Origin of the sequence: Staphylococcus sp. KUGN1, assembly GCF_045984185.1 — a bacterium.
Taxonomy (GTDB): Bacteria; Bacillota; Bacilli; order Staphylococcales; family Staphylococcaceae; genus Staphylococcus; species Staphylococcus warneri_A.
This window is the reverse complement of record NZ_JBJQIL010000001.1, coordinates 939,974-965,912: the sequence shown is the minus strand read 5'-3', so window position 1 is coordinate 965,912 and position 25,939 is coordinate 939,974. Positions and strand designations below refer to the sequence as shown.

The 25,939-nt window shown below is 32.2% G+C and carries 25 protein-coding genes; 21 read left to right on the top strand and 4 right to left on the bottom strand.

Features of this window, described 5'->3' with window-relative positions:
• Positions 1 to 8: 8 nt before the first annotated feature.
• From ACJQQZ_RS04710 to ACJQQZ_RS04635, 16 genes are all read left to right on the top strand, one after another.
• Positions 9 to 371, top strand: a complete 363-nt coding sequence (locus ACJQQZ_RS04710) for an Asp23/Gls24 family envelope stress response protein (RefSeq protein ID WP_002451910.1) — start codon at positions 9 to 11, stop codon at positions 369 to 371.
• Between the two features lie 98 nt (positions 372 to 469).
• Positions 470 to 856, top strand: a complete 387-nt coding sequence (gene nusB / locus ACJQQZ_RS04705) for a transcription antitermination factor NusB (protein WP_002451911.1) — start codon at positions 470 to 472, stop codon at positions 854 to 856.
• A gap of 18 nt (positions 857 to 874) precedes the next feature.
• Positions 875 to 2,212, top strand: a complete 1,338-nt coding sequence (gene xseA / locus ACJQQZ_RS04700) for an exodeoxyribonuclease VII large subunit (RefSeq protein WP_049425204.1) — start codon at positions 875 to 877, stop codon at positions 2,210 to 2,212.
• A complete protein-coding gene (locus ACJQQZ_RS04695; protein WP_002451913.1) occupies positions 2,205 to 2,435 on the top strand; it encodes an exodeoxyribonuclease VII small subunit in 231 nt (76 codons plus the stop codon). Before xseA ends, ACJQQZ_RS04695 begins: the two co-directional genes overlap by 8 nt.
• Positions 2,413 to 3,294: a polyprenyl synthetase family protein gene (locus tag ACJQQZ_RS04690; protein ID WP_037552477.1), complete on the top strand. Its 882-nt coding sequence runs from the start codon at positions 2,413 to 2,415 to the stop codon at positions 3,292 to 3,294. Before ACJQQZ_RS04695 ends, ACJQQZ_RS04690 begins: the two co-directional genes overlap by 23 nt.
• A 301-nt stretch (positions 3,295 to 3,595) precedes the next feature.
• Positions 3,596 to 4,048: a transcriptional regulator AhrC/ArgR gene (ahrC, locus tag ACJQQZ_RS04685; RefSeq protein WP_002451915.1), complete on the top strand. Its 453-nt coding sequence runs from the start codon at positions 3,596 to 3,598 to the stop codon at positions 4,046 to 4,048.
• A gap of 15 nt (positions 4,049 to 4,063) precedes the next feature.
• The gene (gene recN, locus ACJQQZ_RS04680; protein ID WP_002451916.1) at positions 4,064 to 5,740 is read left to right on the top strand and encodes a DNA repair protein RecN; all 1,677 of its coding nucleotides are present in this window, start codon (positions 4,064 to 4,066) and stop codon (positions 5,738 to 5,740) included.
• A gap of 273 nt (positions 5,741 to 6,013) precedes the next feature.
• On the top strand, positions 6,014 to 7,441 hold the full coding sequence (lpdA, locus tag ACJQQZ_RS04675; protein WP_408023085.1) for a dihydrolipoyl dehydrogenase: 1,428 nt from the start codon (positions 6,014 to 6,016) through the stop codon (positions 7,439 to 7,441).
• A 15-nt stretch (positions 7,442 to 7,456) separates the two neighbouring features.
• Positions 7,457 to 8,458: a thiamine pyrophosphate-dependent dehydrogenase E1 component subunit alpha gene (locus ACJQQZ_RS04670; RefSeq protein WP_075777830.1), complete on the top strand. Its 1,002-nt coding sequence runs from the start codon at positions 7,457 to 7,459 to the stop codon at positions 8,456 to 8,458.
• On the top strand, positions 8,451 to 9,434 hold the full coding sequence (locus ACJQQZ_RS04665; protein ID WP_145505295.1) for an alpha-ketoacid dehydrogenase subunit beta: 984 nt from the start codon (positions 8,451 to 8,453) through the stop codon (positions 9,432 to 9,434). Before ACJQQZ_RS04670 ends, ACJQQZ_RS04665 begins: the two co-directional genes overlap by 8 nt.
• A gap of 12 nt (positions 9,435 to 9,446) precedes the next feature.
• Positions 9,447 to 10,742, top strand: a complete 1,296-nt coding sequence (locus ACJQQZ_RS04660) for a dihydrolipoamide acetyltransferase family protein (protein WP_049425199.1) — start codon at positions 9,447 to 9,449, stop codon at positions 10,740 to 10,742.
• A 150-nt stretch (positions 10,743 to 10,892) separates the two neighbouring features.
• A complete protein-coding gene (gene brxB, locus ACJQQZ_RS04655) occupies positions 10,893 to 11,330 on the top strand; it encodes a bacilliredoxin BrxB (RefSeq protein ID WP_002451921.1) in 438 nt (145 codons plus the stop codon).
• 14 nt (positions 11,331 to 11,344) lie between these two features.
• Positions 11,345 to 12,334: an aromatic acid exporter family protein gene (locus tag ACJQQZ_RS04650; RefSeq protein ID WP_002451922.1), complete on the top strand. Its 990-nt coding sequence runs from the start codon at positions 11,345 to 11,347 to the stop codon at positions 12,332 to 12,334.
• Positions 12,335 to 12,667: 333 nt separating this feature from the next.
• Complete coding sequence (locus ACJQQZ_RS04645) at positions 12,668 to 13,789, top strand: M20/M25/M40 family metallo-hydrolase (RefSeq protein ID WP_002451923.1); 1,122 nt, start codon at positions 12,668 to 12,670, stop codon at positions 13,787 to 13,789.
• A gap of 78 nt (positions 13,790 to 13,867) precedes the next feature.
• Positions 13,868 to 15,274, top strand: a complete 1,407-nt coding sequence (gene gndA, locus ACJQQZ_RS04640; RefSeq protein WP_049425198.1) for an NADP-dependent phosphogluconate dehydrogenase — start codon at positions 13,868 to 13,870, stop codon at positions 15,272 to 15,274.
• 170 nt (positions 15,275 to 15,444) lie between these two features.
• A complete protein-coding gene (locus ACJQQZ_RS04635) occupies positions 15,445 to 17,091 on the top strand; it encodes a glycoside hydrolase family 13 protein (protein ID WP_049425197.1) in 1,647 nt (548 codons plus the stop codon).
• Positions 17,092 to 17,156: 65 nt separating this feature from the next.
• Here ACJQQZ_RS04635 and ACJQQZ_RS04630 read toward each other — a convergent pair whose 3' ends face one another.
• Both ACJQQZ_RS04630 and zwf read right to left on the bottom strand, forming a co-directional pair.
• Complete coding sequence (locus ACJQQZ_RS04630; protein WP_049425196.1) at positions 17,157 to 18,026, bottom strand: AraC family transcriptional regulator; 870 nt, start codon at positions 18,024 to 18,026, stop codon at positions 17,157 to 17,159.
• Between the two features lie 230 nt (positions 18,027 to 18,256).
• On the bottom strand, positions 18,257 to 19,741 hold the full coding sequence (gene zwf, locus ACJQQZ_RS04625) for a glucose-6-phosphate dehydrogenase (RefSeq protein ID WP_408023084.1): 1,485 nt from the start codon (positions 19,739 to 19,741) through the stop codon (positions 18,257 to 18,259).
• A 316-nt stretch (positions 19,742 to 20,057) separates the two neighbouring features.
• On the opposite strand from zwf, the gene rnz reads away from it, so the two are divergent.
• Positions 20,058 to 20,978 (top strand): ribonuclease Z, encoded by a 921-nt coding sequence (rnz, locus tag ACJQQZ_RS04620; RefSeq protein WP_049425195.1) that lies wholly within the window; start codon positions 20,058 to 20,060, stop codon positions 20,976 to 20,978.
• A gap of 40 nt (positions 20,979 to 21,018) precedes the next feature.
• On the opposite strand, the gene proC is transcribed toward rnz, so the two are convergent.
• Complete coding sequence (gene proC / locus ACJQQZ_RS04615; RefSeq protein ID WP_002451111.1) at positions 21,019 to 21,831, bottom strand: pyrroline-5-carboxylate reductase; 813 nt, start codon at positions 21,829 to 21,831, stop codon at positions 21,019 to 21,021.
• 159 nt (positions 21,832 to 21,990) lie between these two features.
• Between proC and ACJQQZ_RS04610 the strand changes: the two genes are divergently transcribed.
• A complete protein-coding gene (locus ACJQQZ_RS04610) occupies positions 21,991 to 22,752 on the top strand; it encodes an SDR family NAD(P)-dependent oxidoreductase (protein WP_049425194.1) in 762 nt (253 codons plus the stop codon).
• Positions 22,753 to 22,845: 93 nt separating this feature from the next.
• Here the strand turns inward: ACJQQZ_RS04610 and ACJQQZ_RS04605 are convergent, their stop codons facing one another.
• Positions 22,846 to 23,754: an aldo/keto reductase gene (locus ACJQQZ_RS04605; RefSeq protein WP_124228283.1), complete on the bottom strand. Its 909-nt coding sequence runs from the start codon at positions 23,752 to 23,754 to the stop codon at positions 22,846 to 22,848.
• 82 nt (positions 23,755 to 23,836) lie between these two features.
• On the opposite strand from ACJQQZ_RS04605, the gene ACJQQZ_RS04600 reads away from it, so the two are divergent.
• From ACJQQZ_RS04600 to xerD, 3 genes are all read left to right on the top strand, one after another.
• Positions 23,837 to 24,379 carry an NUDIX domain-containing protein gene (locus ACJQQZ_RS04600; RefSeq protein WP_124228284.1) on the top strand — a complete coding sequence of 181 codons (543 nt, stop codon included), beginning with the start codon at positions 23,837 to 23,839 and terminating at the stop codon, positions 24,377 to 24,379.
• Between the two features lie 104 nt (positions 24,380 to 24,483).
• A complete protein-coding gene (fur, locus tag ACJQQZ_RS04595; RefSeq protein WP_049425191.1) occupies positions 24,484 to 24,930 on the top strand; it encodes a ferric iron uptake transcriptional regulator in 447 nt (148 codons plus the stop codon).
• 113 nt (positions 24,931 to 25,043) lie between these two features.
• Complete coding sequence (gene xerD, locus ACJQQZ_RS04590) at positions 25,044 to 25,931, top strand: site-specific tyrosine recombinase XerD (RefSeq protein ID WP_049425190.1); 888 nt, start codon at positions 25,044 to 25,046, stop codon at positions 25,929 to 25,931.
• Positions 25,932 to 25,939 lie beyond the last annotated feature (8 nt).

Below are 25,939 nucleotides of genomic sequence, written 5' to 3'. Positions count from 1 at the left end.
TTAAAACAATGGTCAATGTTGCGGATTATTCTCACACAAATTTAGGCAAAATCGAAATTGCTCCAGAAGTTTTATCTGTTATTGCTAGTATTGCTACCTCAGAAGTAGATGGCATTACAGGACATTTTGCAGAATTAAAAAATACTAACTTAGAAAAAATTAGTCGTAAAAATTTAAATAGAGATTTAAAAATTGAAGCTCGAGAAGATGGTATTTATATCGATGTTTATTGTGCTTTAAAACACGGCATTAATATTTCTAAAACAGCGAATCAAATTCAATCTGCTATTTTCAATCAAATTTCTACAATGGCAGCAATTGAACCAAAGCAAATTAATGTTCACATTACCCAAATTGTAGTAGAAAAATAAATAATAAATTAAGTTAGGTACTAGTTTAGAGATATCATCATTAAAAACACATCTCAATAGTACCTAATCTTTTATAAAAACGTTTGAAGGAGTTATTTATGAGTCGTAAAGAATCAAGAGTCCAAGCTTTTCAAACTTTATTTCAATTAGAAATTAAAGACACTGATTTAACTATCAAAGAAGCCATTAACTTTATTAAAGATGACTATCCAGATTTAGACTTTGATTTCATTAATTGGTTAGTGACTGGTGTTAAAGATCACGAACCTGTATTAGATGAAAAAATCAAACCATATCTCAAAGATTGGTCACTCGAAAGATTATTAAAAACAGACCGTATCATCTTACGCATGGCAACTTTTGAAATATTGCACAGTGATACACCATCTAAAGTAGTCATAAACGAAGCCGTTGAGTTAGCTAAACAATTTAGCGATGATGATCATTATAAATTCATCAATGGCGTACTGAGTAACATAAACTAATAAAATTGAGTGATATATATGACTGATTACTTAACAGTTTCCACATTAACTAAATATATTAAATATAAATTTGATCAAGATCCACATTTACAGTCCGTTCTTATAAAAGGAGAATTATCTAACTTTAAAAAACATTCAAGTGGTCATTTATACTTTAATGTAAAAGATAAAGAAAGTGTAATTAGTGCAATGATGTTTAAAGGTAGTGCTTCTAAACTCAACTTCGAACCTAAAGAGGGGGATGAAGTACTATTAGAGGCACGTGTATCTGTATATGAGCGCAGAGGAAACTATCAAATATATGTAAATAAGATGCAACTCGATGGTATAGGTAATCTCTATCAAAAATTGGAAGAATTAAAGAAAAAGCTTTCAAAAGAAGGTTATTTTGATAATAGTAATAAAAAAACTATACCTCGTTTTCCAAAAAAAATTGCAGTCCTTACTGCTAGTACAGGTGCAGCAATCAGAGATATACATTCAACAATTAATAGTCGCTATCCCCTTGTTGAACAAATACAAATTAGTACATTGGTGCAAGGACAACAAGCCAAAGCTGACATTATAGAAAAGATTAAATATGCAGATCAATTAGATGTAGATACCATTATTGTTGGACGCGGTGGAGGATCAATTGAAGATTTATGGAATTTTAATGAAGAAGAAGTTGTTAAAGCCATTTTCGAATGTCAAACGCCAATTATATCAGCAGTTGGTCACGAAACCGATTTTACATTAAGTGATTTTGTGGCTGACGTAAGAGCAGCTACACCAACGCAAGCAGCAGTGATGGCAACGCCAGATCAGTATGAATTATTACAGCAAATTAAGCAATATCAATTCACATTAACTAGACATATCAAGCAATATGTGGAACAACATAAAAAGCATCTTGAACATCTATCTTCGTATTACAAATTTAAGCAACCATCTCTATTATATGATCAGCAAATTCAAAAAAGAGATGATCTTGAAAAGCAATTAAATCAAAAGTTGACTAGTAAGTTAGAACAGCAACAACATCAAATAAGTATTTTGAAACAAAGATTTAATCCAAAGCATCTCGAATCTTCTATTATTAGAAATCAACAACAGAATGGCCAACTTAAATCACGCCTAACTCAAAAGATAAATAACGATTTATCACAATACAAAAATGCACTAAAATCAAAAATTGAACAACTGAATCAATTAAGCCCAACCAATACAATGTTACGTGGATACGCAATTGTAAACAAAGAAGATAACGTTGTCACAAGTACAAAAGACATGTCGGAAAATGATGAAATTGTTTTAACTATGAAAGATGGTCAAATCGATGCCATTGTTAAGAAAGTAAGGTGTAATGATGAGTAAAGAAAAACAAAGCTTTGAAGAAATGATGCAAGAGCTTGAGAGCATTGTACAAAAATTAGATAATGAAACCGTATCATTAGAAGAATCTCTAGATTTATATCAACGAGGAATGAAATTATCTACAGCATGCGATTCAACATTAAAAGATGCCGAGAAAAAGGTAAATAAATTAATGCAAGAAGAAGCTGAGGAACAGGATAATGATGAAACTACAAATGAATGATTTAATTAATGAAATTAATGACGCTCTTAAGAAATCAATACCAGAGTCTACGCTAAATACAAATTTAGAAGAAAGTATGCTTTATTCTCTTAATGCAGGTGGAAAAAGAATTAGACCTGTATTATTGCTACTTACTTTAGATATGTTAAATGAAGATTATCGTCAAGGCATGCAAAGCGCCTTGGCCTTAGAAATGATTCATACATATTCACTTATACATGATGATCTTCCAGCCATGGATAACGATGATTATCGCAGAGGCAAGCTAACTAACCACAAAGTATATGGTGAATGGAAAGCCATTTTAGCTGGTGATGCGCTTTTAACTAAAGCCTTTGAACTCGTGTCTTACGATTCAGCTTTATGTGATGCTAAAAAGGTTAAAGTCTTACAAAGATTAGCATATGCTAGCGGACATCTGGGTATGGTTGGTGGACAAACACTAGATATGCAGAGTGAAGATAAAAAGATAGATATTTCAACGTTAGAATCTATTCATAGAACAAAAACAGGTGCATTACTTACTTTTGCAATTATGAGTGCAGTTGACATTGCCGACACTGATGAACATACATCTGCAATGTTAAATGAATTTAGTGACCATCTTGGATTAATGTTCCAAATCAAAGACGATTTATTAGATATATATGGCGACGAACAAAAGCTTGGTAAAAAAGTGGGTAGTGATTTAGAGAATGATAAAAGTACTTATGTCTCTATATTGAATAAAGACGGTGCGGAGAATAAATTAAATTATCATCGTAATGAAGCACTCAAATGTTTAGATAACATAAGTGATCAATATGAAACTACAAATTTAAGAGACATTGTAGATTTATTCTATCATCGTGATCATTAATTTTATTTATTTTACAATATTACTCATATGATAGAGGTTAACAGAAATTACATTCAATTTTTGTTAACCTCGTTTTATGTTCAAAATTAAATTCTAAGCTGTTATACAATAAATATTCATCAATATCATTAAAATGCATATAAAGTACGATTAATTTATTTGTAATATATTATTCATAGAAAACTATATTAGCAGTTATTCAACGTACTTTATATCCTTATTCAAAAGGGTGATGAGTAGTAGTAACTAAATGCATATGTTAAAATAACTGTATAAATATTCGTAACTAGAGGTGTTAATTTTGCCAAAAAAATCGGTAAGACATATAAAAATTAGAGAAATTATATCGAATGAACAAATTGAAACACAAGATGAATTAGTTAAACGTTTGAATGAATATGAATTAAATGTGACACAGGCGACTGTCTCTCGTGATATTAAAGAATTACAACTAATAAAAGTACCAGCCGCATCAGGCCAATATGTTTATAGTTTACCTAATGATCGTAAATATCATCCTCTTGAAAAACTCGGTAGATATTTGATGGATTCATTTGTAAATATTGAAGGTACAGGTAATCTACTAGTATTAAAAACATTACCAGGTAATGCACAATCCATAGGTGCAATATTAGACCAAATTGATTGGGAAGAAGTGTTAGGAACAATTTGTGGTGATGATACTTGCCTTATTATTTGTCGAAATGATGAAGCGAGTGAAGAAATCAAAACAAGAATTTTCAATTTATTATAAGGATGCGATGAATTTATGTTACAAACCTTATCAATAAAACAATTTGCAATCATCGATGAATTAGAAATTCAATTTTCAGATGGTTTAACTGTTTTAAGTGGTGAAACAGGTTCAGGTAAATCAATCATTATCGATGCTATTGGACAACTTATCGGTATGCGAGCGTCATCAGATTATGTTAGACATGGTGAGAAAAAAGCAATTATTGAAGGTATATTCGATATTGATAATAGCAAAGATGCAATACATGTGTTGCAAGATTTAAATATTGATATCGATGAAGACTTTTTATTAGTTAAAAGAGAAATTTTTAGTTCTGGCAAAAGTATCTGTCGAATTAATAATCAAACTATTACATTACAAGATTTAAGAAAAGTAATGCAGGAACTTTTAGATATCCACGGGCAACATGAAACACAATCATTACTTAAACAAAAATATCATTTACAATTACTCGATGATTACGCTGGTGAGCAATATAGTGATCTTTTATCACAATATCACGAGGTCTTTAATCAATATAAATCTAAACGCAAAGAACTCGAAGAATTAGAATCTGCTGACCAAGCATTGCTACAAAGACTAGATTTAATGAAGTTTCAATTAGAAGAATTGACAGAAGCATCTTTAAAAGAGGGAGAAGTCGACCAACTAGAATCAGATATTAAAAGAATTCAAAACTCAGAAAAACTAAGTTTAGCTTTAAATAATGCACATTTGACTTTAACAGATGAAAATGCAATTACTGATCGACTCTATGAACTAAGCAATTTCTTAAATGAAATTAATGATATTGTTCCTGATAAATATGTAACATTAAAAGAAGAAGTAGATCAGTTTTACTATACGTTAGAAGATGCCAAACACGAACTTTATGATGAAATGACTAATACTGAATTTGATGAACAAGTCCTTAATGAACTTGAATCACGTATGAACTTGCTTAATAACTTAAAACGTAAATATGGTAAGGATGTTTCCGAGTTGATTGCATATCAAGGCAAACTTGAAAATGAAATCAATAAAATTGAAAACTATGAACAAAGTACATCACAACTACGTGAAGAGATTAACGATTTATACCAACAAGTAATTAAAGTAGGTAAATCATTATCAGAAAAAAGACGGAAAGTTGCTAGAGAATTAAGAGACCATATTGTATCAGAAATACAAAATTTACAAATGAAAGATGCCAATTTAGAAATTTCATTTAAACCACTTGATGAACCGAATATTGAAGGTATTGAATTTGTAGAATTTTTAATTAGCCCAAATAAAGGTGAACCTCTAAAAAGCTTAAATAAAATAGCTTCAGGCGGGGAACTATCTAGAATCATGCTCGCATTAAAAAGTATATTTGTTCAATCTAGAGGACAAACAGCTATATTATTCGATGAAGTTGATTCAGGCGTTTCAGGTCAAGCAGCTCAAAAAATGGCTGAGAAAATGCGTGATATAGCTGAATATATTCAAGTAATATGTATCTCACATTTACCTCAAGTTGCTACAATGAGTGATCATCATTTACTTATTTCTAAACATACAACAGAAGACCGAACAACAACACAAGTTAAAGAACTTGAAAATGATGATCGAATTGATGAAGTAGCTCGTATGATTTCTGGCGCTAGTGTTACAGATTTAACGAGAGAGAATGCAAAAGAAATGATAGCTCAGAATCAAAGGAAATAATGTATTAATTTAAATTAAGTAAAACATCATTAATAATTAATACTTAAGTAATGATGTTTCGTTAGTCTGTAAATTTTCCAGTTGTATTGAATAGTCACTTTTTATACAAAAAAATGAAGTATTTAGAATTTCGAAAATGTTTTAACTGATGTAAAATATTATAGTATTGATTAATTTTGAAGATGAAAAGAAAGATAACCTTTAATTATCAGAGAATTTTTAATAAACATAGTTTTATTAATGTTCTCTATACATATAGTTAGGAGTAAGCATATGTCTGAAAAGCAATATGATTTAGTTGTATTAGGTGGAGGTACTGCAGGATATGTAGCGGCAATACGTGCTTCACAATTAGGCAAAACAGTTGCTATTGTCGAAAGATCGCTATTAGGAGGTACGTGTTTACATAAAGGATGTATTCCTACCAAATCATTATTAAAATCTGCAGAAGTAGTCCATACTATAAAGAATGCGAAACAATTTGGTATTGATGTTCCAGAGTATAATTTGAATTATGAGCGCATTTTAGAAAGAAAAGATGAAATCGTTAATCAAATGTATCAAGGTGTTCAGCATTTAATGAAACAGAATCACATTGATGTATTTAACGGTACTGGGCGCATACTAGGAGAATCTATATTTTCTCCACAAAGTGGTACGATATCGGTAGAATTTGAAGATGGAGAAAACGAAATGATTCCAAATCAATTCGTACTTATAGCTACTGGTTCTGTGCCACAATCTTTACCATTCTTAAAATTTGATCATAACGTCATTTTATCTAGTGATGATATTTTAAATATGGATATATTGCCAGATAGTATCGCAATTATTGGCGGTGGTGTCATTGGTTTAGAATTCGCTTCATATTTAACGGATTTAGGTGTTGCTGTGACTGTTATTGAAGCTAATGAACGCATTCTACCAAATGAAAGTACTCAAATTGCCAAAACAATTAAACGAGAATTAGAAAATCGCGGAACAAAATTCTTCGAAAATGTTGTCTTAGATGATCAAAGTGTAAAGGTTAACAAAGATAATAATGGTGCAACGCTTCATATCAATGATCAACAAATCGTTGTAGATAAAATTTTGTTATCAGTCGGCCGTAAACCAAATACGTCTGATATAGGATTACAAAATACAAAAGTGAAAACGACTCAATCAGGTCATATTATCACTAATCAATACCAACAAACAGAAGATAAGCATATATATGCCGCAGGTGATTGTATTGGTAAATTGCAGTTAGCACATGTAGGTTCAAAAGAAGGTATCACAGCAGTTGAACATATGTTTGACGAATCACCAATACCTATCAATTATAATTTAATGCCCAAATGTATTTATACTTATCCAGAAATAGCTTCAATAGGTAAAAACTTAGAACAAGCTAAGCAGGACACTATCAATGCTAAAAATTATAAAGTTTCATTTAAAGCAATTGGTAAAGCAATGATAGAATCTACTGGCCCTCAAAATGGCTTTTGTGAAGTGATTGTTGATCAAGATCAAGATGAAATCATTGGAATCAATATGATTGGCCCACACGTAACTGAATTAATCAATGAAGTATCATTATTACAATTTATGAATGGCTCATCATTAGAATTAGGTTTAACTACTCATGCTCATCCATCTCTTTCTGAAGTATTGATGGAACTTGGCCTAAAAATTGAAAATCGAGCAATTCACGTTTAAATAGGAGGAAATAACATGATTGACTATAAGTCAGCAGGCCTTACAGAAGAAGACCTAAAAAATATGTATAAATGGATGGATCTTGGACGTAAATTAGACGAAAGACTTTGGTTGCTCAATAGAGCCGGTAAAATTCCTTTTGTTGTCAGTGGTCAAGGTCAAGAAGCAACTCAAATAGGTATGGCCTATGCTATGGAACAAGGTGATATTTCATCTCCATATTATAGAGATTTAGCTTTTGTAACATACATGGGTATGACGCCTCTCGATACTATGTTAGCTTCTTTTGGTAAAAGGGACGATATTAACTCAGGTGGTAAACAAATGCCATCTCATTATAGTCATAGAGAAAAGGGTATTTTATCCCAAAGTTCTCCAGTAGCAACTCAAATTCCACATTCAGTTGGTGCAGCATTAGCATTAAAAATGGATAAAAAGCCCAATATCGCTACTGCAACAGTTGGTGAAGGTAGTTCTAACCAAGGAGATTTTCATGAAGGTTTGAACTTTGCTGGCGTACATCAATTACCTTTTGTGTGTGTCATTATTAATAATAAATATGCGATTTCAGTACCAGATTCATTACAATATGCAGCTAAAAATTTATCAGATCGTGCCATTGGTTATGGCATGGAAGGTGTACAAGTTGATGGTAATGATCCAATCGCAATGTATAAAGCTATGAAAGAATCAAGAAAGAGAGCACTTAATGGAGAAGGTGCTACGTTAATTGAAGCAATCACAACTCGTATGACAGCACATTCATCAGACGATGATGATAAATATAGAACGCAAGAAGAACGTGACGGCTTAAAAGAAGCTGATTGTAATATCCGCTTTAAAAATCATTTGTTGGATTTAGGTATCATTGACGATGCTTGGTTAACTGAAATAGAACAAGAACATAAAGATATCATTAATCATGCTACAAAAGCTGCAGAAGAAGCACCATATCCTTCAGTCGAAGAAGCTTATGCCTATGTTTATGAAGAAGAAGGGAGTATCAATCATGACTAAGCTATCTTACTTAGATGCCATTCACCAAGCACAAGACTTAGCAATGGAAAAAGACCAAAATACTTTTATTCTTGGTGAAGACGTTGGTAAAAAAGGTGGCGTATTTGGTGCTACTTTAGGTTTACAAAGTAAATATGGTAAAGAACGCGTCATTGATACACCGTTAGCTGAATCAAATATAGTCGGTACTGCAATAGGTGCAGCTATGTTAGGCAAACGTCCTATTGCCGAAATACAATTCGCAGATTTTATTTTACCAGCGACAAATCAGATTATTAGTGAAGCAGCCAAAATGCGTTATCGTTCTAATAACGATTGGCAATGTCCAATTACAATTAGAGCACCATTTGGTGGTGGCGTGCATGGTGGCTTATATCATTCACAAAGTATTGAAAGTATCTTTGCTTCAACACCGGGATTAACGATTGTTATTCCATCATCACCATATGACGCTAAAGGATTACTTTTATCTTCAATAGAATCTAACGATCCAGTGCTTTACTTTGAACATAAAAAAGCATATCGCTTCTTAAAAGAAGAAGTACCAGAAGATTACTACACAGTTCCATTAGGTAAAGCTGATGTGAAGCGTCAAGGCGATGACATAACAGTATTTTGTTATGGATTGATGGTTAATTATTGTCTACAAGTTGCTGATATTCTTGCAGAAGATGGTATCAACGTTGAAGTAGTTGACTTAAGAACTGTTTATCCGTTAGATAAAGATACTATTATCGAACGTGCTAAAAAGACAGGAAAAGTATTATTAGTTACTGAAGATAATTTAGAAGGTAGCATTATGTCAGAAGTATCCGCTATTATCGCTGAAAACTGCTTATTCGAATTAGATGCACCGATTATGCGCTTAGCTGGTGCTGATGTTCCTTCAATGCCATTCTCACCAGTTTTAGAAAATGAATTAATGATGAACCCTGAGAAAATACAGGCAAAAATGCGTGAACTCGCAGAATTTTAAGGAGGCTTTACATTGGATATTAAAATGCCAAAATTAGGCGAGAGTGTTCATGAAGGTACAATTGAGCAATGGCTAGTATCTGTAGGTGACCATGTCGATGAATATGATCCACTATGTGAAGTAATTACAGATAAAGTAACGGCTGAAGTACCATCTACCGTTTCAGGTACGATTACAGAATTAACTGTAAGTGAAGGCGAAACTGTAGAAATCGATACAGTTATTTGTAAAATTGATTCACCTGAAGAAAACTCTTCAGAAATAAATTCAAATGACGATAAACAAAATGCGTCAAACGCTCAAAAGCAGAATGTAAAAGAAGAGACATCCAAAAAAGATCATCATACTACTCAACTTCAAAATGAGACTCAACCTAAAAATAATGGTCGTTTTTCACCTGTAGTATTTAAATTAGCTTCTGAAAATCAAATTGATTTATCACAAGTTCCAGGAACTGGATTCGAAGGCAGGGTAACTAAAAAAGATATCTTAGCATTTATCAATGCAGCAGATTCACATCCAACACAGACTAACACGTCACAATCATCTGCTAATGCTCAACCACAAGTAACAACTGAGTCAAACGATGCACAACATCAATGGACCGGTGACCAAAGTACGATACCTGTTAATGGTGTGCGAAAAGCGATTGCAAATAACATGGTAACAAGCGCTACTGAAATACCACACGGTTGGATGATGATTGAAGCTGACGCTACTAATTTAGTTAAAACTAGAAACTATCATAAAAATAGCTTTAAAAATAATGAAGGCTATAACCTTACATTCTTTGCTTTCTTTGTTAAAACAGTCGCAGAAGCTTTAAAAGCTTACCCAATGTTAAATAGTAGTTGGAATGGCAGTGAAATTATCATTCATAAAGATATCAATATTTCCATTGCAGTTGCACATGAAAATAAATTGTATGTGCCAGTCATTAAGCATGCTGATGAAAAATCAATTAAAGGTATCGCTCGTGAGATTAATGAACTTGCTCAAAAAGCAAGAAACAATCAATTAACTCAAGAGGATATGCAAGGTGGCACATTTACTGTAAATAATACAGGTTCATTTGGTTCTGTATCTTCAATGGGTATCATTAACCATCCACAAGCAGCTATTTTACAAGTTGAATCAGTTGTTAAAAAACCTGTAGTTATCGATGATATGATAGCGATACGAAGTATGGTTAATCTCTGTATATCCATCGACCACCGTATCTTAGATGGGTTACAAACTGGCCAATTCATGAATCATATAAAACAACGCGTAGAACAATACACAGTAGAGAACACTAATATATATTAATTACACTTTTTATTCATAGACATAAATACTTTTATATTGATGAAAGTATTTATGTCTATTTTATTTTCAATAATCATGCATGTTGAAGTATCAACGTTTAATTAGTAAAATAAAGACAGTTAAATTAATAACGAAAGGTGATTCTAACTTATGGATTTAAACTTTGATTTATATATGAACGGTGTCGTAGACCAAGCAAGAAACGAAATTGAAGATGCTGGTTATGAACAACTAACGTCAGCTGAAGACGTTGATAAAGTATTAAAACAAGATGGTACAACACTTGTTATGGTTAACTCTGTTTGTGGTTGTGCAGGTGGCATTGCACGTCCAGCAGCTGCACATGCTCTACATTATGATAAATTACCAGATCGATTAGTAACTGTATTTGCAGGACAAGACAAAGAAGCAACGCAACAAGCTAGAGATTATTTTGAAGGTTATGCACCATCAAGTCCTTCATTCGCACTGATTAAAGATGGTAAGATTACTGAGATGATTGAACGTCATCAAATTGAAGGTCATGATGTAATGAATGTGATTAATCAATTACAAAACCTATTCGATCAATATTGTGAAGAAAGATAAGAGGTCATAGTCAGATGCTCAAGTTAAATCCTTATAAGATTGGATTTAGAACACTCAAGACAGCAGTAGGAATGACATTAGGTGTTATAATTTGTAAGCTTTTGGGCCTTGATAACTATGCTTCAAGTGCAATACTTGTTGTACTTTGTATCAAACATACTAAAATGCATTCACTAACGGCGATTGTCTCTCGCTTAGTATCATGTTTGTTAATCCTATTTTTAGGATCAGCAATATTTTCAATACTAGGACAACATGCCGTCGTGCTAGGATTAATTGTATTATTATTTATTCCATTAACAGTTGTATTAAATGCTCAAGAAGGTGTAATTACAAGTTGTGTAATATTACTCCACGTTTTTAATGCTAAAGCAATCAATGGACATCTGATTCTTAATGAAATGATGTTGTTAATTGTTGGACTCGGCATTGCCTTTATAATGAATTTGATTATGCCAAGTTTAGACAAAACTTTAAAACACTTTAAAAATGATATAGAACATCAAATTACTGACGTTTTTATAGCTTTTGAAAATGCATGTAAACAGGATAACCATAAACTCAATATCACTTTTGAGCCTCTTGCATTAAACCTTAGAAAAGCTAAATCACTAGCATTTAGAGATGTTAAGAATCACTTTGTAAGAAATGAAAATTCATATTATCATTATTTTGATATGCGCGAAGAGCAAGTAGATTTATTAAAAAGAATGAAATTTTTAATAGAAAATATACAAACTAAAGATCCAATATTAGATCGTATTTCACAATTACTTTCTGAAATAGGTAGTAATGTTAATAGTAATGATTATACTGCTTTACGATTACATTCACTGTATGAAATAAGATTATCTTTAGATGAATTACCGTTGCCTACTTCACACCAAGCTTTAAATTCGCGCGCAAATATTATTCAATTATTAAATGAATTAGAAGAGTATTTAAATATTAAATCTCAATTTGGATCATTAAAATTGCATAGTGAAATTAAAAATTATGCTTAAAAAATTTAAGTAAAAAAAGCCAGAGACATCGATTAGAGATGCCTCTGGCTTTTTAAGTATATCAAAGATTAGTTCAACATTGGGACTAAACTTGTAAGTAGTAGGGCTAATACTACCGCTACTAACATCACTACTATAATTACACGTAATACTTTATTCGTCATATGATGTTCCTCCAATTACATAAAAACGTATTTAAGACGTCATTCATAATACAAAATCTAGGTATAGATTAACATTATATGATTTAATTCCGAATTGCAATCAATTTATTTTTGATATATTCAGAATTCAGTTAAACTGGAGTTATATGAATAAGGGGGAATGACGACGATGAATAAAGAACGTCTCTTAAATACATTTTTAGATTTAGTAAAAATAAATTCAGAAACAGGTAATGAAGAGAAAATTCAACCAATTTTAAAAGAAAAATTTGAATCACTGGGTTTAAAAGTTGAAGAAGACCAAGCAAGTCAAACAGATGGTCTGGGGGCAAACAATCTCATTTGTACGATGCCAAGTAATATTTCAAATAAAGATGTACCTAAATTATATTTTACAAGTCATATGGATACTGTAGTTCCAGGCCTTGATATCAAACCTCATGTGGCAGAAGATGGTTACATATATTCAGATGGTTCGACCATTTTGGGTTCTGATGATAAAGCAGGTCTAGCAGCTATTATTGAAGCAATTACTACTATTAATGAACAACACTTAACTCATGGACAAATTCAATTTGTGATTACTGTAGGGGAGGAATCAGGTCTATTAGGCGCTCAAGTTCTGGATACCTCTTTATTAGATGCTGACTTTGGATATGCTATTGATGCAAGTGTTGAGGTTGGTACGACTGTTGTCGGAGCACCAACTCAGATGAAGATTAATACTACAATTAATGGGAAAACTGCACATGCTAGTACACCAAATGAAGGTATTAGTGCAATCAATATAGCTGCTAAAGCAATTAGCAAAATGCATCTAGGTCAAATTGATGAATTAACTACTGCGAATATAGGGAAATTTCATGGTGGCTCAGCAACAAACATTGTAGCTGACGAAGTAGTTATTGAAGCAGAGGCACGCTCACATAATGATCAAAGTATTGAAAAACAAGTTCAACACATGAAAGAAACCTTTGAACAAACCGCTAAAGATTTAGGTGGTCAAGCGCGTGTAGATATAGAAAAAAGCTATCCTGGATTTAAGATTGAGGACGATGCATTAGTGACTAAAATAGCTAAAGAAAGTGCAGTTGCTCTAGGTCTTAAAGGAGATACAGTAATCTCTGGTGGTGGTTCAGATGGTAGTATCATTAATACGTATGGCATTCCTTCTGTTATTTTAGGCGTTGGTTATGAAAATATCCATACAACAAGTGAAAGAATTGCCGTCAAAGATCTTAATATGTTAACTAGTCAAGTCTTAAAAATTATTGAGCTCGTTGCAGAATAGCATGGCCAATTTAGTGAAGTACGTACACATTTTGTGATACAATATGAATGAAATATTCGAATAAGAGAGGTAAGTAATATGACACAACAAATAGGTGTAGTAGGTTTAGCCGTAATGGGTAAAAACCTTGCATGGAATATTGAATCACGTGGTTATAGTGTATCTGTTTATAATCGTTCTAGACAAAAAACGGATGAAATGGTGGAAGAATCAAAAGGTAAAAGTATCCACCCAACATATTCTTTAGAAGAATTTGTTAATTCATTAGAAAAACCCCGTAAAATTTTATTAATGGTTAAAGCTGGTCCTGCTACTGATGCAACAATAGATGGTTTATTACCTTTATTAGATGATGATGATATTTTAATTGATGGTGGTAATACAAACTATCAAGATACAATTCGTCGAAATAAAGCATTAGCTGAAAGTGGCGTTAATTTCATCGGTATGGGCGTTTCAGGTGGTGAAGTAGGTGCTTTAACTGGTCCTTCTTTAATGCCTGGTGGTCAAGAAGCTGCTTATAATAAAGTCAGTGATATCTTAGATGCCATTGCAGCAAAAGCTCAAGATGGTGCATCTTGCGTAACTTACATTGGACCAAATGGTGCAGGCCATTATGTAAAAATGGTTCATAACGGTATTGAATACGCAGATATGCAATTAATTGCAGAAAGTTATGCAATGATGAAAGACTTATTAGGTATGAGTCATACTGAAATTTCTCAAACTTTCAAAGACTGGAATGCTGGAGAACTTGAAAGTTACTTAATAGAAATTACTGGCGATATTTTCACTAAACTAGATGAAAACAACGAACCATTAGTAGAAAAAATATTAGATACTGCTGGTCAAAAAGGTACAGGTAAATGGACTTCTATTAATGCTTTAGAATTAGGAATTCCATTAACAATTATCACTGAATCAGTATTTGCACGTTTCATTTCATCAATTAAAGCAGAACGTGTTAATGCCTCTAAATCATTAAATGGACCGCAAGCATCATTTGATGGTAATAAAGAAGAATTCTTAGAAAAAATCAGAAAAGCATTATATATGAGTAAGATTTGTTCATACGCTCAAGGCTTTGCTCAAATGAGAAAAGCAAGCGAAGACCACGAATGGAACTTAAAATTAGGTGAGCTTGCAATGATATGGCGTGAAGGTTGTATCATTCGTGCACAATTCTTACAAAAAATTAAAGATGCTTATGATAATAATCCTGAACTTGAAAACTTATTATTAGATCCATATTTCAAAAATATTGTTACAGATTACCAAGATGCGTTAAGAGATGTTGTAGCAACAGGCGTTAAAAACGGTGTACCAACACCAGGATTCTCTGCCAGTGTGAACTATTATGATAGTTATCGTTCTGAAGATTTACCAGCAAATCTTATTCAAGCTCAACGTGACTATTTCGGTGCACATACTTATGAACGTAAAGACCGTGAAGGTGTGTTCCATACACAATGGGTTGAAGAGTAATACTCATATTTGATTTAAAACGTCTTACACGAAAGTGTAAGGCGTTTTTTTAAGTTATTTTATTTTATTTTCACATCAAAAATTTTGACCCTTGCTCATTTTATCGATAAAATAATTGATAAAGAAACCGGTTTCATTAATTAACAATATATATTAGAGGTGTACTTAAGATGACTAAAAATTGGTGGAAAGAAGCCGTTGCATATCAAGTTTATCCGAGAAGTTTTAATGATAGTAACAACGATGGTATAGGGGATTTACCCGGTGTGATTGAAAAATTAGATTACTTAAAAGATTTAGGTATAGATGTAATTTGGTTGAGTCCAATGTACAAATCTCCAAATGATGACAATGGCTATGATATAAGTGACTATCAAGCGATTATGGCCGAATTTGGTACAATGAATGACTTTGATCAATTGTTAGAAGGTGTTCATCAACGTGGAATGAAATTAATACTAGATTTAGTTGTAAATCATACTTCTGATGAACATCCATGGTTTATCGAATCAAGATCAAGTAAAGATAATCCTAAACGTGACTGGTATATTTGGGAAGATCCAAAACCTGATGGCTCGGAACCTAATAACTGGGAAAGTATTTTTAATGGTTCAACATGGGAATATGATGCCAAAACAGGTCAATATTATTTCCATTTGTTTAGTAAAAAACAACCAGATTTAAATTGGAATAATAAAGACGTTAGAAAAGCTGTATTCGATATGATGAATTGGTGGTTTGATAAGGGTATTGATGGGTTCAGAGTGGATGCAATTACACATATTAAGAAAACGTTTGAAGCAGGTGATTTACCTGTACCAAATGGTAAAACATACGCACCTGCATTTGACGTCGATATGAATCAACCCGGTATCCAAGATTGGTTACAAGAAATGAAAGATCAATCATTGTCTAACTATGATATTATGACTGTTGGTGAAGCTAATGGTGTGACACCTGACGATGCTGATGAATGGGTCGGAGAAAAAAATGGTAAATTTAATATGATTTTCCAATTTGAACATTTAGGACTTTGGAGTACTGGAGATTCTCAATTTGATGTCAGCGCATATAAAAATGTACTAAATCGATGGCAAAAACGCCTAGAAGGCGTAGGCTGGAACGCACTATTTATTGAAAATCATGACCAACCAAGACGTGTGTCAACATGGGGGAATGACACAGATTATTGGTATGAATCAGCTACAAGTCACGCAGTCGTGTATTTCTTACAACAAGGTACACCATTTATATATCAAGGACAAGAAATTGGTATGACAAATTATCCATTTGATAGTATTGAAACATTTAACGATGTGGCAGTTAAAAATGAATATCAAATCGTTAAAGAACAAGGTGGTGACGTCAATCAATTATTGGATAAATATAAAATGGAAAACAGAGACAATGCTCGTACGCCTATGCAATGGAATAACGAAAAAAACGCAGGCTTTACAGATGGTCAACCATGGTTCCCAGTAAATACTAACTATAAAGAGATTAACGTGGCTGACCAACAAGAGGATGCGAATTCTGTACTAAATTTTTACAAATCTCTAATTCAATTAAAAAAATCTGCTGATATTTATACTTATGGTCAATTTGATTTAGTGGATGCTGATAACCCTAATATCTTTGCTTATTCAAGAACGCTTAACAATGAGAAGGTATTAATCGTGGGTAATTTAACTGATAAAGTGAGCCAATTAAATATAGATCTTGATGTAGATCGTTTAGAAACATTACTTCACAACTATAAGAAAGAAATTAATATAAAACAAATCGAGCCTTATGAAGCTTTTGTACTAAAGTTATAATTCAAAAAAAATCATGCCTACAAATATGACTAAATGTCATTTTTGTAGGCATGATTTTTTTATGTCTAATTTTCATTATTATAATGCTCTTGCTCAACAGGTAACCATAATTGAATTTTTGTAAAAGGATCATCAAATGAAATTTCTAAAGGATATACTTCTACATATAAACTATTTCTTTCATAAGGTAACGTCAACTGTAAACTTGTTTCGATATAATACCAAGCCTCATTTACCGTATAATCAATTTCCCCTTGTAAATTAAACTTAGCATAGTGTCTACCAGGTAGAAATCTACTTTCTAAATGAGCTGGATAACGCTCACTCGGTACACCTACGAAAATTTCTAACCCAGAATCTAAAGGACAACTTATAACAAATAATTCAAATGGACTTATATCATTATAACGTCGTAACTCTTTTAAATGACCATCTAATAGCAAATCTTCTAAAAAGTCAGGCACATTAAAAGGGTTTGACAAATCCTTTGCATCGATATATCTTGCATAACCAACTAAAGAGATGTCATCCGTTTCTTCTAGTCGATAGGGATAAGGCGCTCTCTCTGTTGTTGTCAATTTTATATAAATGCGTTCTTGCATTTTAAGTTCATCTTTTTTAGTTGATGCTTGTATTGGTGAAACGCCATGAAAGTCACTAAAATCATTTGCAAAATCATTCGAATTTGCATATCTATACTTCTTAGCAACGTCTACCAAACGACTCGCACTATGTTTGACGTCTATAGCAGCTAGTGTCAGTTTTCTAGCTCTTGCATACGCCTCTGGTGAAAGACCTACAATCATTTTAAATGATTGTTCAAGGTGAAAGGGAGAGAGACCAACGTAATCACTTAATTCTTGCAAATTAAACGGCTCAAGTAGACGGTCTTCGATATAAACAATTGCCTGTTGTATTTGCTTGATAACGTCCAAAATATTCACTCCAATTATTTTCAATCATTAACTTTTATTCTACATTATTTTGTCTAAATATACACCTGAAAGCATAGCAATAAATGAATTAATTAAAAAAAGTGAACGACTACAGGTACTAAATGTAATGATATTGAACACACCTATGCGTTTCAATATCATTATCATTTCAAATACCATATAATCATTCACTATTTGATTTATTTAATCATCCATTGAGTTACAACATATTATTGAATATCGTCCCACCAGTGATTACCATCTCTACTTAATAACAAGTCGCTTTCTAACGGACCGTTTGTGCCAGATGTATAGTTAGGGAAGTCTGGTTCTACCATATTCCATTGTTCTTGAATCGCATCAACAAATTTCCAAGTTGATTTTAATTCTTCCCAATGTGTAAAGTTAGTAGCATCACCTTTAAGACAATCAAATAATAGATTTTCATATGCGTCGACAGTATTCATTTTATCTTGTGCTCCCATTGCATATGATAATTGTACTGGTTCAGTATCAATAACTTGAATATTTTTCTTAGCATTTAAGTGAAGTGATACACCTTCATTTGGTTGAATATTAATGACTAATAAATTAGAATCTAGTAATTTATCTGTTTGATAATATAAGTTCATAGGTACTTCTTTAAATTCAACTACCACTTGAATCGTTTTAGACTTCATTCGTTTACCAGTTCGAATATAGAATGGTACACCTGCCCATCTAAAATTATCAATTGTTAATTTACCAGACACAAACGTAGGTGTTATTGAATCTTCAGCAACTCGATCTTCTTCACGATATGATTTCACTTCTTGTCCTTCAATGACACCTCGATCATATTGTCCACGAACAAAGTTCTTTCTCACATCTTGCGGACGTAATTGACGTAAAGATTTTAATACTTTAACCTTTTCAGCTCTAATATCTTCACTATTTAAGCTAATAGGGGCTTCCATTGCTAATAAAGCAACCATTTGTAACATATGGTTTTGAACCATATCTTTTAATGCACCGCTAGATTCATAATAACCACCACGATCTTCCACACCTAAAACTTCAGAGGATGTAACTTGGATATTAGAAATGTATTTATTATTCCATAGCGGTTCGAACATGGCATTAGCAAAACGTAGCACTTCAATATTTTGAACCATATCTTTTCCTAAATAATGATCGATACGATAAATTTCTTCTTCTTTAAATGAACGTCTTATTTGATTATTTAATGATTCAGCTGATTTCAAGTCACTGCCAAATGGTTTTTCTATAACTAGGCGTTTAAAGCCTGAGGTATTAGTTAAGCCAGAAGATTTTAAATAATCTGAGATAACACCAAAGAATTGTGGTGCCATAGCAAGATAGAACAGACGATTACCTTTTAAACCGAATTGAGTATCTAACTGATTACTAAACTCTAATAATGATTGATAACTTTCTTCGTCACTTACATCATGCTTGTGATAAAACACATGTTCCATGAATTCATCAATTTTATGTGTTTCATTAACATGTGATTGGATTGACGCTTTAACTTGCTCACGGAACATATCGTTACTAATATCACGGCGACCAATTCCAATAATAGCAATATGTTCATCTAAGTTATCTTGTTGAAAAAGGTGGAAAATGGACGGGAACAATTTTCGATGACTTAAATCACCAGTTGCTCCGAAAATTGTAATTAAACAAGGTATATGTTTTTGTTTTGTACTCAAGATTAAAACCTCAATTCTATAAAAAGATATATGATTGTTATATTATATGATAAAGAAAACTTATGGTCATATAATATGCTTTGTAAAAAGTCATAACGTATCTATGATTTATTTAAATGATAATCGATAATGACTATAATTACCAAATTATTCGACTTACGTATAGTAATACTAAACATTGTATTTACATCAAGAATGACTCATATGCGTTTTTATTCTTTCTCATAATCATTCATGTTATATATACATTTTATTTCTTATTATAAAAATTGTCATTATATATGATAAAATAAATCGAAGAGAAGGAGGTGTGAGCATGGAAGTCACATTTTTCGGTACTAGCGCTGGACTACCAACTAAAGAGAGAAACACACAAGCAATTGCATTAAATCTTGAACCTTATTCTAATTCAATATGGCTTTTTGATGTAGGTGAAGGAACACAACATCAAATTCTTCATCATTCGATTAAATTAGGTAAAGTCGATCATATATTTATTACACATATGCATGGTGATCATATTTTTGGACTTCCAGGATTACTAACTAGCAGATCCTTTCAAGGTGGAGAAAACAAACCTCTCACACTCATCGGACCTAAGGGTATTCAAAAATATATTGAAACCACATTAACTTTATCAGAATCACATCTCAATTATCCAATTACATACATAGAGATAGACGAATCCTTAAATTATCATCATGATGGCTTTACAGTACAAGCTGAAATGTTAAATCATGGTATTATATCTTATGGTTATCGTATAGAGACACCAACAACACCAGGTACTATTGATGTAGATGCACTAAAAGCAATTGGACTTGAACCTGGACCTAAATATCAGGAAGTAAAAACAAATAATACCTTTGAATTTAATGGGAAAATTTATCAGTCTGATGAATTCAAAGGAGAAGCGAAGTCCGGCCCAGTTGTTGCTATATTTGGTGACACAAAGCCATGTCCTAATGAACATATTATAGCAAATGATGCCGATATTATGGTTCATGAAGCCACTTATATAGAAGGTGAAAAAACGCTAGCCAATAGTTATCATCATAGTCATATCGATGATGTGTTCGATTTAATTCGTCAATCAAATGTCAAACATAGCTTAATCACGCATATGAGTAATCGATATACTAAAGAAGAAATCGAAAATATATACCAAGAACTTAAAGCATTACCAGATACACCAGATTTTACTTTCGTTAATGACTTTGATTCTTTTAAAATTTAAAAAACGCCACTGACCAAAATCAGTGGCGTTTTTTAACTATTTAATCATCTGTATTGGATAATTCAACACTACGGTTAACTGCAGCACTTAAACAATCTTCAAATACAGCAACTAAATCATATTGAGATAGGGCATCTAAACCAGCTTGTGTTGTACCGCCTTTAGATGTAATATTTTTCCTTAATTGTTCCATGCTTAAATCAGAGCGTTCAATCATTTTACTTGTACCAATAATTAAATTACGAATAGATTCTTCAACTTGATCTTTTTCTAGACCTAATTGTGTACCAGCTTTAACATATTGTTCAAATACATGATATAAAAATGCAGGTCCGCTTCCTGTTATCGCCGTTACTTGATGTAAGTGATCTTCTGAGACCTCTATAACTGAACCAAACGCATTAATCAATTCATTTACTTCATCTTTAGCTTTAGGACCAAAATTATTTGAAAAGCTAATGCCTGTTACAGAATGACCGACTTGCGCATTAGTATTAGGCATAATGCGAGCTAATGGATTATTGGTATTTAATTGCTCTCTTATATAATCAATGGATAAACCAGCCATAATTGAAATGAAACGATTACTATCAGTGATTGAATCTTTAATTCTATCAGCTAATGCTTCGAAATCATGTGGTTTCGTACCTAAGAATACGTAGTCAGCATCCTTAAGTAATGCTTCATCATCATAGCTATAATTCACACCTAATTGTTCCGCAAAATCTTTGAGTGCCGCTTCATTCGATTTGTTTGTTAAATAAATATCATTAGGATCTAAATTATTAGAATTAATAATGCCTGTAAAGATTGCTTGTGCCATATTGCCTGCACCATAAAATACAAGTTTCATATACTTCACATCACCTTCATTTTAGTTATAAAATAATGATATCTTACGAATATAACTACATAGTAACATATATTAGTTATATTCAATATTAAGTATACAATTTATCTTCATTTTTATATTAAAATAAGATATCTCTATATAAGAAAGAGAGTGAATACCATGATAGGGCAACACTATATTATTACAGGTGGTACAAGTGGCTTAGGATTAGATATTGTACATGAACTGATTAAAAGAGGGACTCATGTAACCATACTTGCACGTGACATGCAGAAATTTCGACAAATTCATTTCGGTAACCAATCATATTTAGTCGATGTCATAGAATGCGATTTGCAAAATAGACAAGACATAGTCAATATTTCATCTCAAATTAAAACACCTATACACGGATTGATATATAGTTCTGGATTAGGTTATTTTAAATCTATTGCATCGCATACAGCAGAAGAAATGATCGAAACATACGATGTTAACTTAATTAGTTTCAATTTACTATACAATACGATAAAGCCATATTTAATAAAACATGCGCATATTGTGGGCATATCAAGTCAAGCTGCATTTGTAACACAGTCTCACGCTGCTCACTATGGTGCATCTAAAGCTGCTTTTAATCAAGTTCTCAACGCACTTCGATTAGAAGAACCCAATTTACACGTTATGTCAGTGAATACAGGCCCAATTGATACACCATTTCACCAGAAAGCAGATCCTTCCTTATCATATTTTAACCAGTATCGTTCGATAATGATTCAATCCAACCAACTCGCACAACGTATCGTAGAAGGTATTATTAAAGAAAAGCAAGAAATCAATGCCCCAACATGGATGCACCAAATGTTAAAGTTATATCAGTTAGCACCTAGATTTTTAGAAAAACACTTCTCTCACTTGTTTAATAACAAAAGCAATCATTAAACTTTTACTTATGTATATTTGAATAAGAAAATAAAATATTAAAAAAAGCCACTAAATGAATGATCAGTCATTTAATGGCTTTTACTATATCTATTATTTTAAATGTTGCGTATATTGTAAATCTTTAACGCGTTCTCTAGAGGCTTTAATTTGATCTAAGCTTACATCTTTATAATAATTTTTAACATTTTCTTCTAGTTGTTCTACGCTACTTGCACCTACGATGATAGAACCTAACGCGTCATGTGATTTGAGATAATTAAATGAAAGGGCAGTTAGATTACTTTCGATTTCTTTAACAGAAGCAATGGTTTCACCTAATTCATCTTGTGTATAGTCGAATATACCATCAGCGAACTTTTTATCTAATGCTTCGTTACTATTAGACGTTAATAAACCTTTAAATACTGGACCACGTGCTAATACTTTAATTTGTTTTTCATGAATGTCGTCCAATAAGCTTTCAGGTCGATTATCAATTAAGTTAAATTGAGACATTAATGTTTCAATTTGACTATGTTTTAAATAATAATCAATCACGTTGGGGCGAATAGATGAAATACCATATGCACGAATAAGTCCTTCTTGTTTTAATTCATCAAACGCACTAATTGTTTCATCTAAAGGATCATCAATTGTACCACCATGTAATTGATATAAATCAATATAATCTAACCCTAAACGTTGTAATGATCCTTTCACACCTTCTTTAATGTGTTTCTTTGAAGGGTCCCAAGTAATATTGCCATCTTCAGTCAAACGATTACCAACTTTAGTACCTATAACAATGTCATCACGATTTTGATATTGTTTTAATGCTTTACCAACGATTTCTTCATTAATACCTTGATCATACATATCAGCTGTATCAAAATAAGTAATACCATTTTCAATAGCACTTTCTATGATTGGTTGTGCAGTTTTATAATCAGTACCTAAACTCATACAACCTAAACCTAACTCAGAAATTTCTATACCACTTTTTAAGATATTTTTTTGCATGTATTTTCTCCTTTCGATACACTTTAACTAACGCATTCAGTTTATCAATTTATTAAAACATTTAAAAGGAACGTGATTATAAATGGAATTTAACGAAAAAACGATAGATAGAACAGTAATTTATAATGGAAAAATAGTTGATTTAGAAATCCATGATGTAGAACTACCCGATGGACGCACATCTAAACGTGAACTTATATATCACAATGGCGCAGTGGCAGTATGTGCCGTAACACCTGAGAATGAAGTCCTTTTAGTTAAGCAATTTAGAAAGCCCGCTGAAAAACCATTATTAGAAATTCCTGCTGGTAAATTAGAGAAAAATGAGGAACGAGAAGAAGCTGCTAAAAGAGAATTAGAAGAAGAAACTGGATATATTGCGAAAAACTTACAATTTGTGACACATATGTACGGTTCTCCAGGCTTTTCAAATGAGAAACTGACAATTTATTTTGCTGATCAATTAGAAGTAGGGCAAATGAATCTTGATGACGATGAATTTGTAGAAGTCCATAAATTCTCAATTGAGGAAATCAAACAAGCACTTCAAAATGCAGAAATTGAAGACGCGAAGACAATTATTGTGCTTCAGCATCTATTATTAAATTATAATCATTCTAAATAATGAACGAATATCCTTGCGTTTCATTGAGAAAACTGGTAATTTATATATTGAATCATACTTTAGATTAAAATGATTATAATTCTTAGTAGAGGAGTGAGGCTTCCGTGGAAGAACGATTAAATCGCGTGAAGCAACAATTACAACAGTCTTCATATAAATTAACTCCACAACGTGAGGCTACTGTAAGAGTTCTAATAGAAAACGAAAAAGACCATTTAAGTGCAGAGGATGTATATTTAAAAGTTAAAGACAAATCACCAGAGATTGGACTTGCTACCGTTTATCGTACCTTAGAATTATTAGCAGAATTAAAAGTATTAGATAAAATTAATTTTGGTGATGGTGTTGCTCGTTTCGATTTAAGAAAAGAAGGCGCTAAACATTTCCATCACCATTTAGTATGTATGGAATGCGGTAAAGTCGAAGAAATCGAAGAAGACTTATTACCAGAAGTAGAAAATCGAGTTGAAAAAGAATTTAACTTTAAAATTTTAGACCATCGATTAACGTTCCATGGTGTATGTTCAAATTGCCAAGCTAAAAAAAAGTGAAGTGACAAAATAATTTTGCTTTATCTAATTAAATCTATAAAAGTTTGGACATAGTAGGTACGCCACACACATATGATATTAAGAAGCCACCGCTTCAAAAGAGGTGCTTTATAATGGAAACAATAATAGAAGAATATTTAAAATTCATTCAAATTGAGAAGGGGTTAAGTGTTAATACAATTGGTGCTTATCGTCGAGATTTGAATAAATATAAAGAATACTTAGCTTTACAAAAGATTTCTAATATCGATTTTGTAGATCGTCAAACGATTCAAGAATGTTTAGGTTATTTAATCGATCAAGGTCAATCATCTAAATCTATCGCTAGATTTATTTCAACAATACGTAGTTTTCATCAATTTGCGTTACGTGAAAAATACGCTGCTAAAGATCCAACAGTATTGATAGAAACGCCAAAATATGAAAAGAAACTCCCAGATGTTTTAGAAGTCGACGAAGTCATTGACTTACTCAATGCACCGGATTTAAATAAAAACAACGGGTATCGAGATCGTACAATGCTTGAGTTATTATATGCTACAGGTATGCGTGTATCAGAAGTGATACAAATTGAAGTTGAAGACGTCAATTTAATGATGGGATTTGTTCGCGTATTTGGTAAAGGGGACAAAGAACGTATTGTGCCATTAGGAGATACGGTTATAGACTATTTAACTACCTATATCGAAACCGTAAGGCCACAATTACTTAAGCAAACTGTGACCAATGTCTTATTCTTAAATATGCATGGTAAACCTTTATCTAGACAAGGTATATGGAAGATGATTAAACAAAATGGTCTGAAAGCTAATATTAATAAAACCCTCACGCCACATACATTGAGACATTCATTTGCAACACATTTACTTGAAAATGGTGCCGATTTACGTGCAGTACAAGAAATGTTAGGACACTCTGATATTTCAACTACACAATTATATACACACGTTTCAAAATCACAAATTAGAAAAATGTATAATCAATACCACCCTAGAGCTTAATAAACAGT

Bases quoted from the DNA above. Each gene is read 5' to 3' on its own strand.
- ACJQQZ_RS04710 (WP_002451910.1), top strand. From the start codon at position 9: ATGGTCAATGTTGCGGATTATTCTCACACAAATTTAGGCAAAATCGAA.
- nusB (WP_002451911.1), top strand. From the start codon at position 470: ATGAGTCGTAAAGAATCAAGAGTCCAAGCTTTTCAAACTTTATTTCAA.
- xseA (WP_049425204.1), top strand. From the start codon at position 875: ATGACTGATTACTTAACAGTTTCCACATTAACTAAATATATTAAATAT.
- ACJQQZ_RS04695 (WP_002451913.1), top strand. From the start codon at position 2,205: ATGAGTAAAGAAAAACAAAGCTTTGAAGAAATGATGCAAGAGCTTGAG.
- ACJQQZ_RS04690 (WP_037552477.1), top strand. From the start codon at position 2,413: ATGATGAAACTACAAATGAATGATTTAATTAATGAAATTAATGACGCT.
- recN (WP_002451916.1), top strand. From the start codon at position 4,064: ATGTTACAAACCTTATCAATAAAACAATTTGCAATCATCGATGAATTA.
- lpdA (WP_408023085.1), top strand. From the start codon at position 6,014: ATGTCTGAAAAGCAATATGATTTAGTTGTATTAGGTGGAGGTACTGCA.
- ACJQQZ_RS04670 (WP_075777830.1), top strand. From the start codon at position 7,457: ATGATTGACTATAAGTCAGCAGGCCTTACAGAAGAAGACCTAAAAAAT.
- ACJQQZ_RS04665 (WP_145505295.1), top strand. From the start codon at position 8,451: ATGACTAAGCTATCTTACTTAGATGCCATTCACCAAGCACAAGACTTA.
- brxB (WP_002451921.1), top strand. From the start codon at position 10,893: ATGGATTTAAACTTTGATTTATATATGAACGGTGTCGTAGACCAAGCA.
- ACJQQZ_RS04650 (WP_002451922.1), top strand. From the start codon at position 11,345: ATGCTCAAGTTAAATCCTTATAAGATTGGATTTAGAACACTCAAGACA.
- ACJQQZ_RS04645 (WP_002451923.1), top strand. From the start codon at position 12,668: ATGAATAAAGAACGTCTCTTAAATACATTTTTAGATTTAGTAAAAATA.
- gndA (WP_049425198.1), top strand. From the start codon at position 13,868: ATGACACAACAAATAGGTGTAGTAGGTTTAGCCGTAATGGGTAAAAAC.
- ACJQQZ_RS04635 (WP_049425197.1), top strand. From the start codon at position 15,445: ATGACTAAAAATTGGTGGAAAGAAGCCGTTGCATATCAAGTTTATCCG.
- rnz (WP_049425195.1), top strand. From the start codon at position 20,058: ATGGAAGTCACATTTTTCGGTACTAGCGCTGGACTACCAACTAAAGAG.
- proC (WP_002451111.1), bottom strand. From the start codon at position 21,831: ATGAAACTTGTATTTTATGGTGCAGGCAATATGGCACAAGCAATCTTT.
- ACJQQZ_RS04610 (WP_049425194.1), top strand. From the start codon at position 21,991: ATGATAGGGCAACACTATATTATTACAGGTGGTACAAGTGGCTTAGGA.
- ACJQQZ_RS04605 (WP_124228283.1), bottom strand. From the start codon at position 23,754: ATGCAAAAAAATATCTTAAAAAGTGGTATAGAAATTTCTGAGTTAGGT.
- ACJQQZ_RS04600 (WP_124228284.1), top strand. From the start codon at position 23,837: ATGGAATTTAACGAAAAAACGATAGATAGAACAGTAATTTATAATGGA.
- xerD (WP_049425190.1), top strand. From the start codon at position 25,044: ATGGAAACAATAATAGAAGAATATTTAAAATTCATTCAAATTGAGAAG.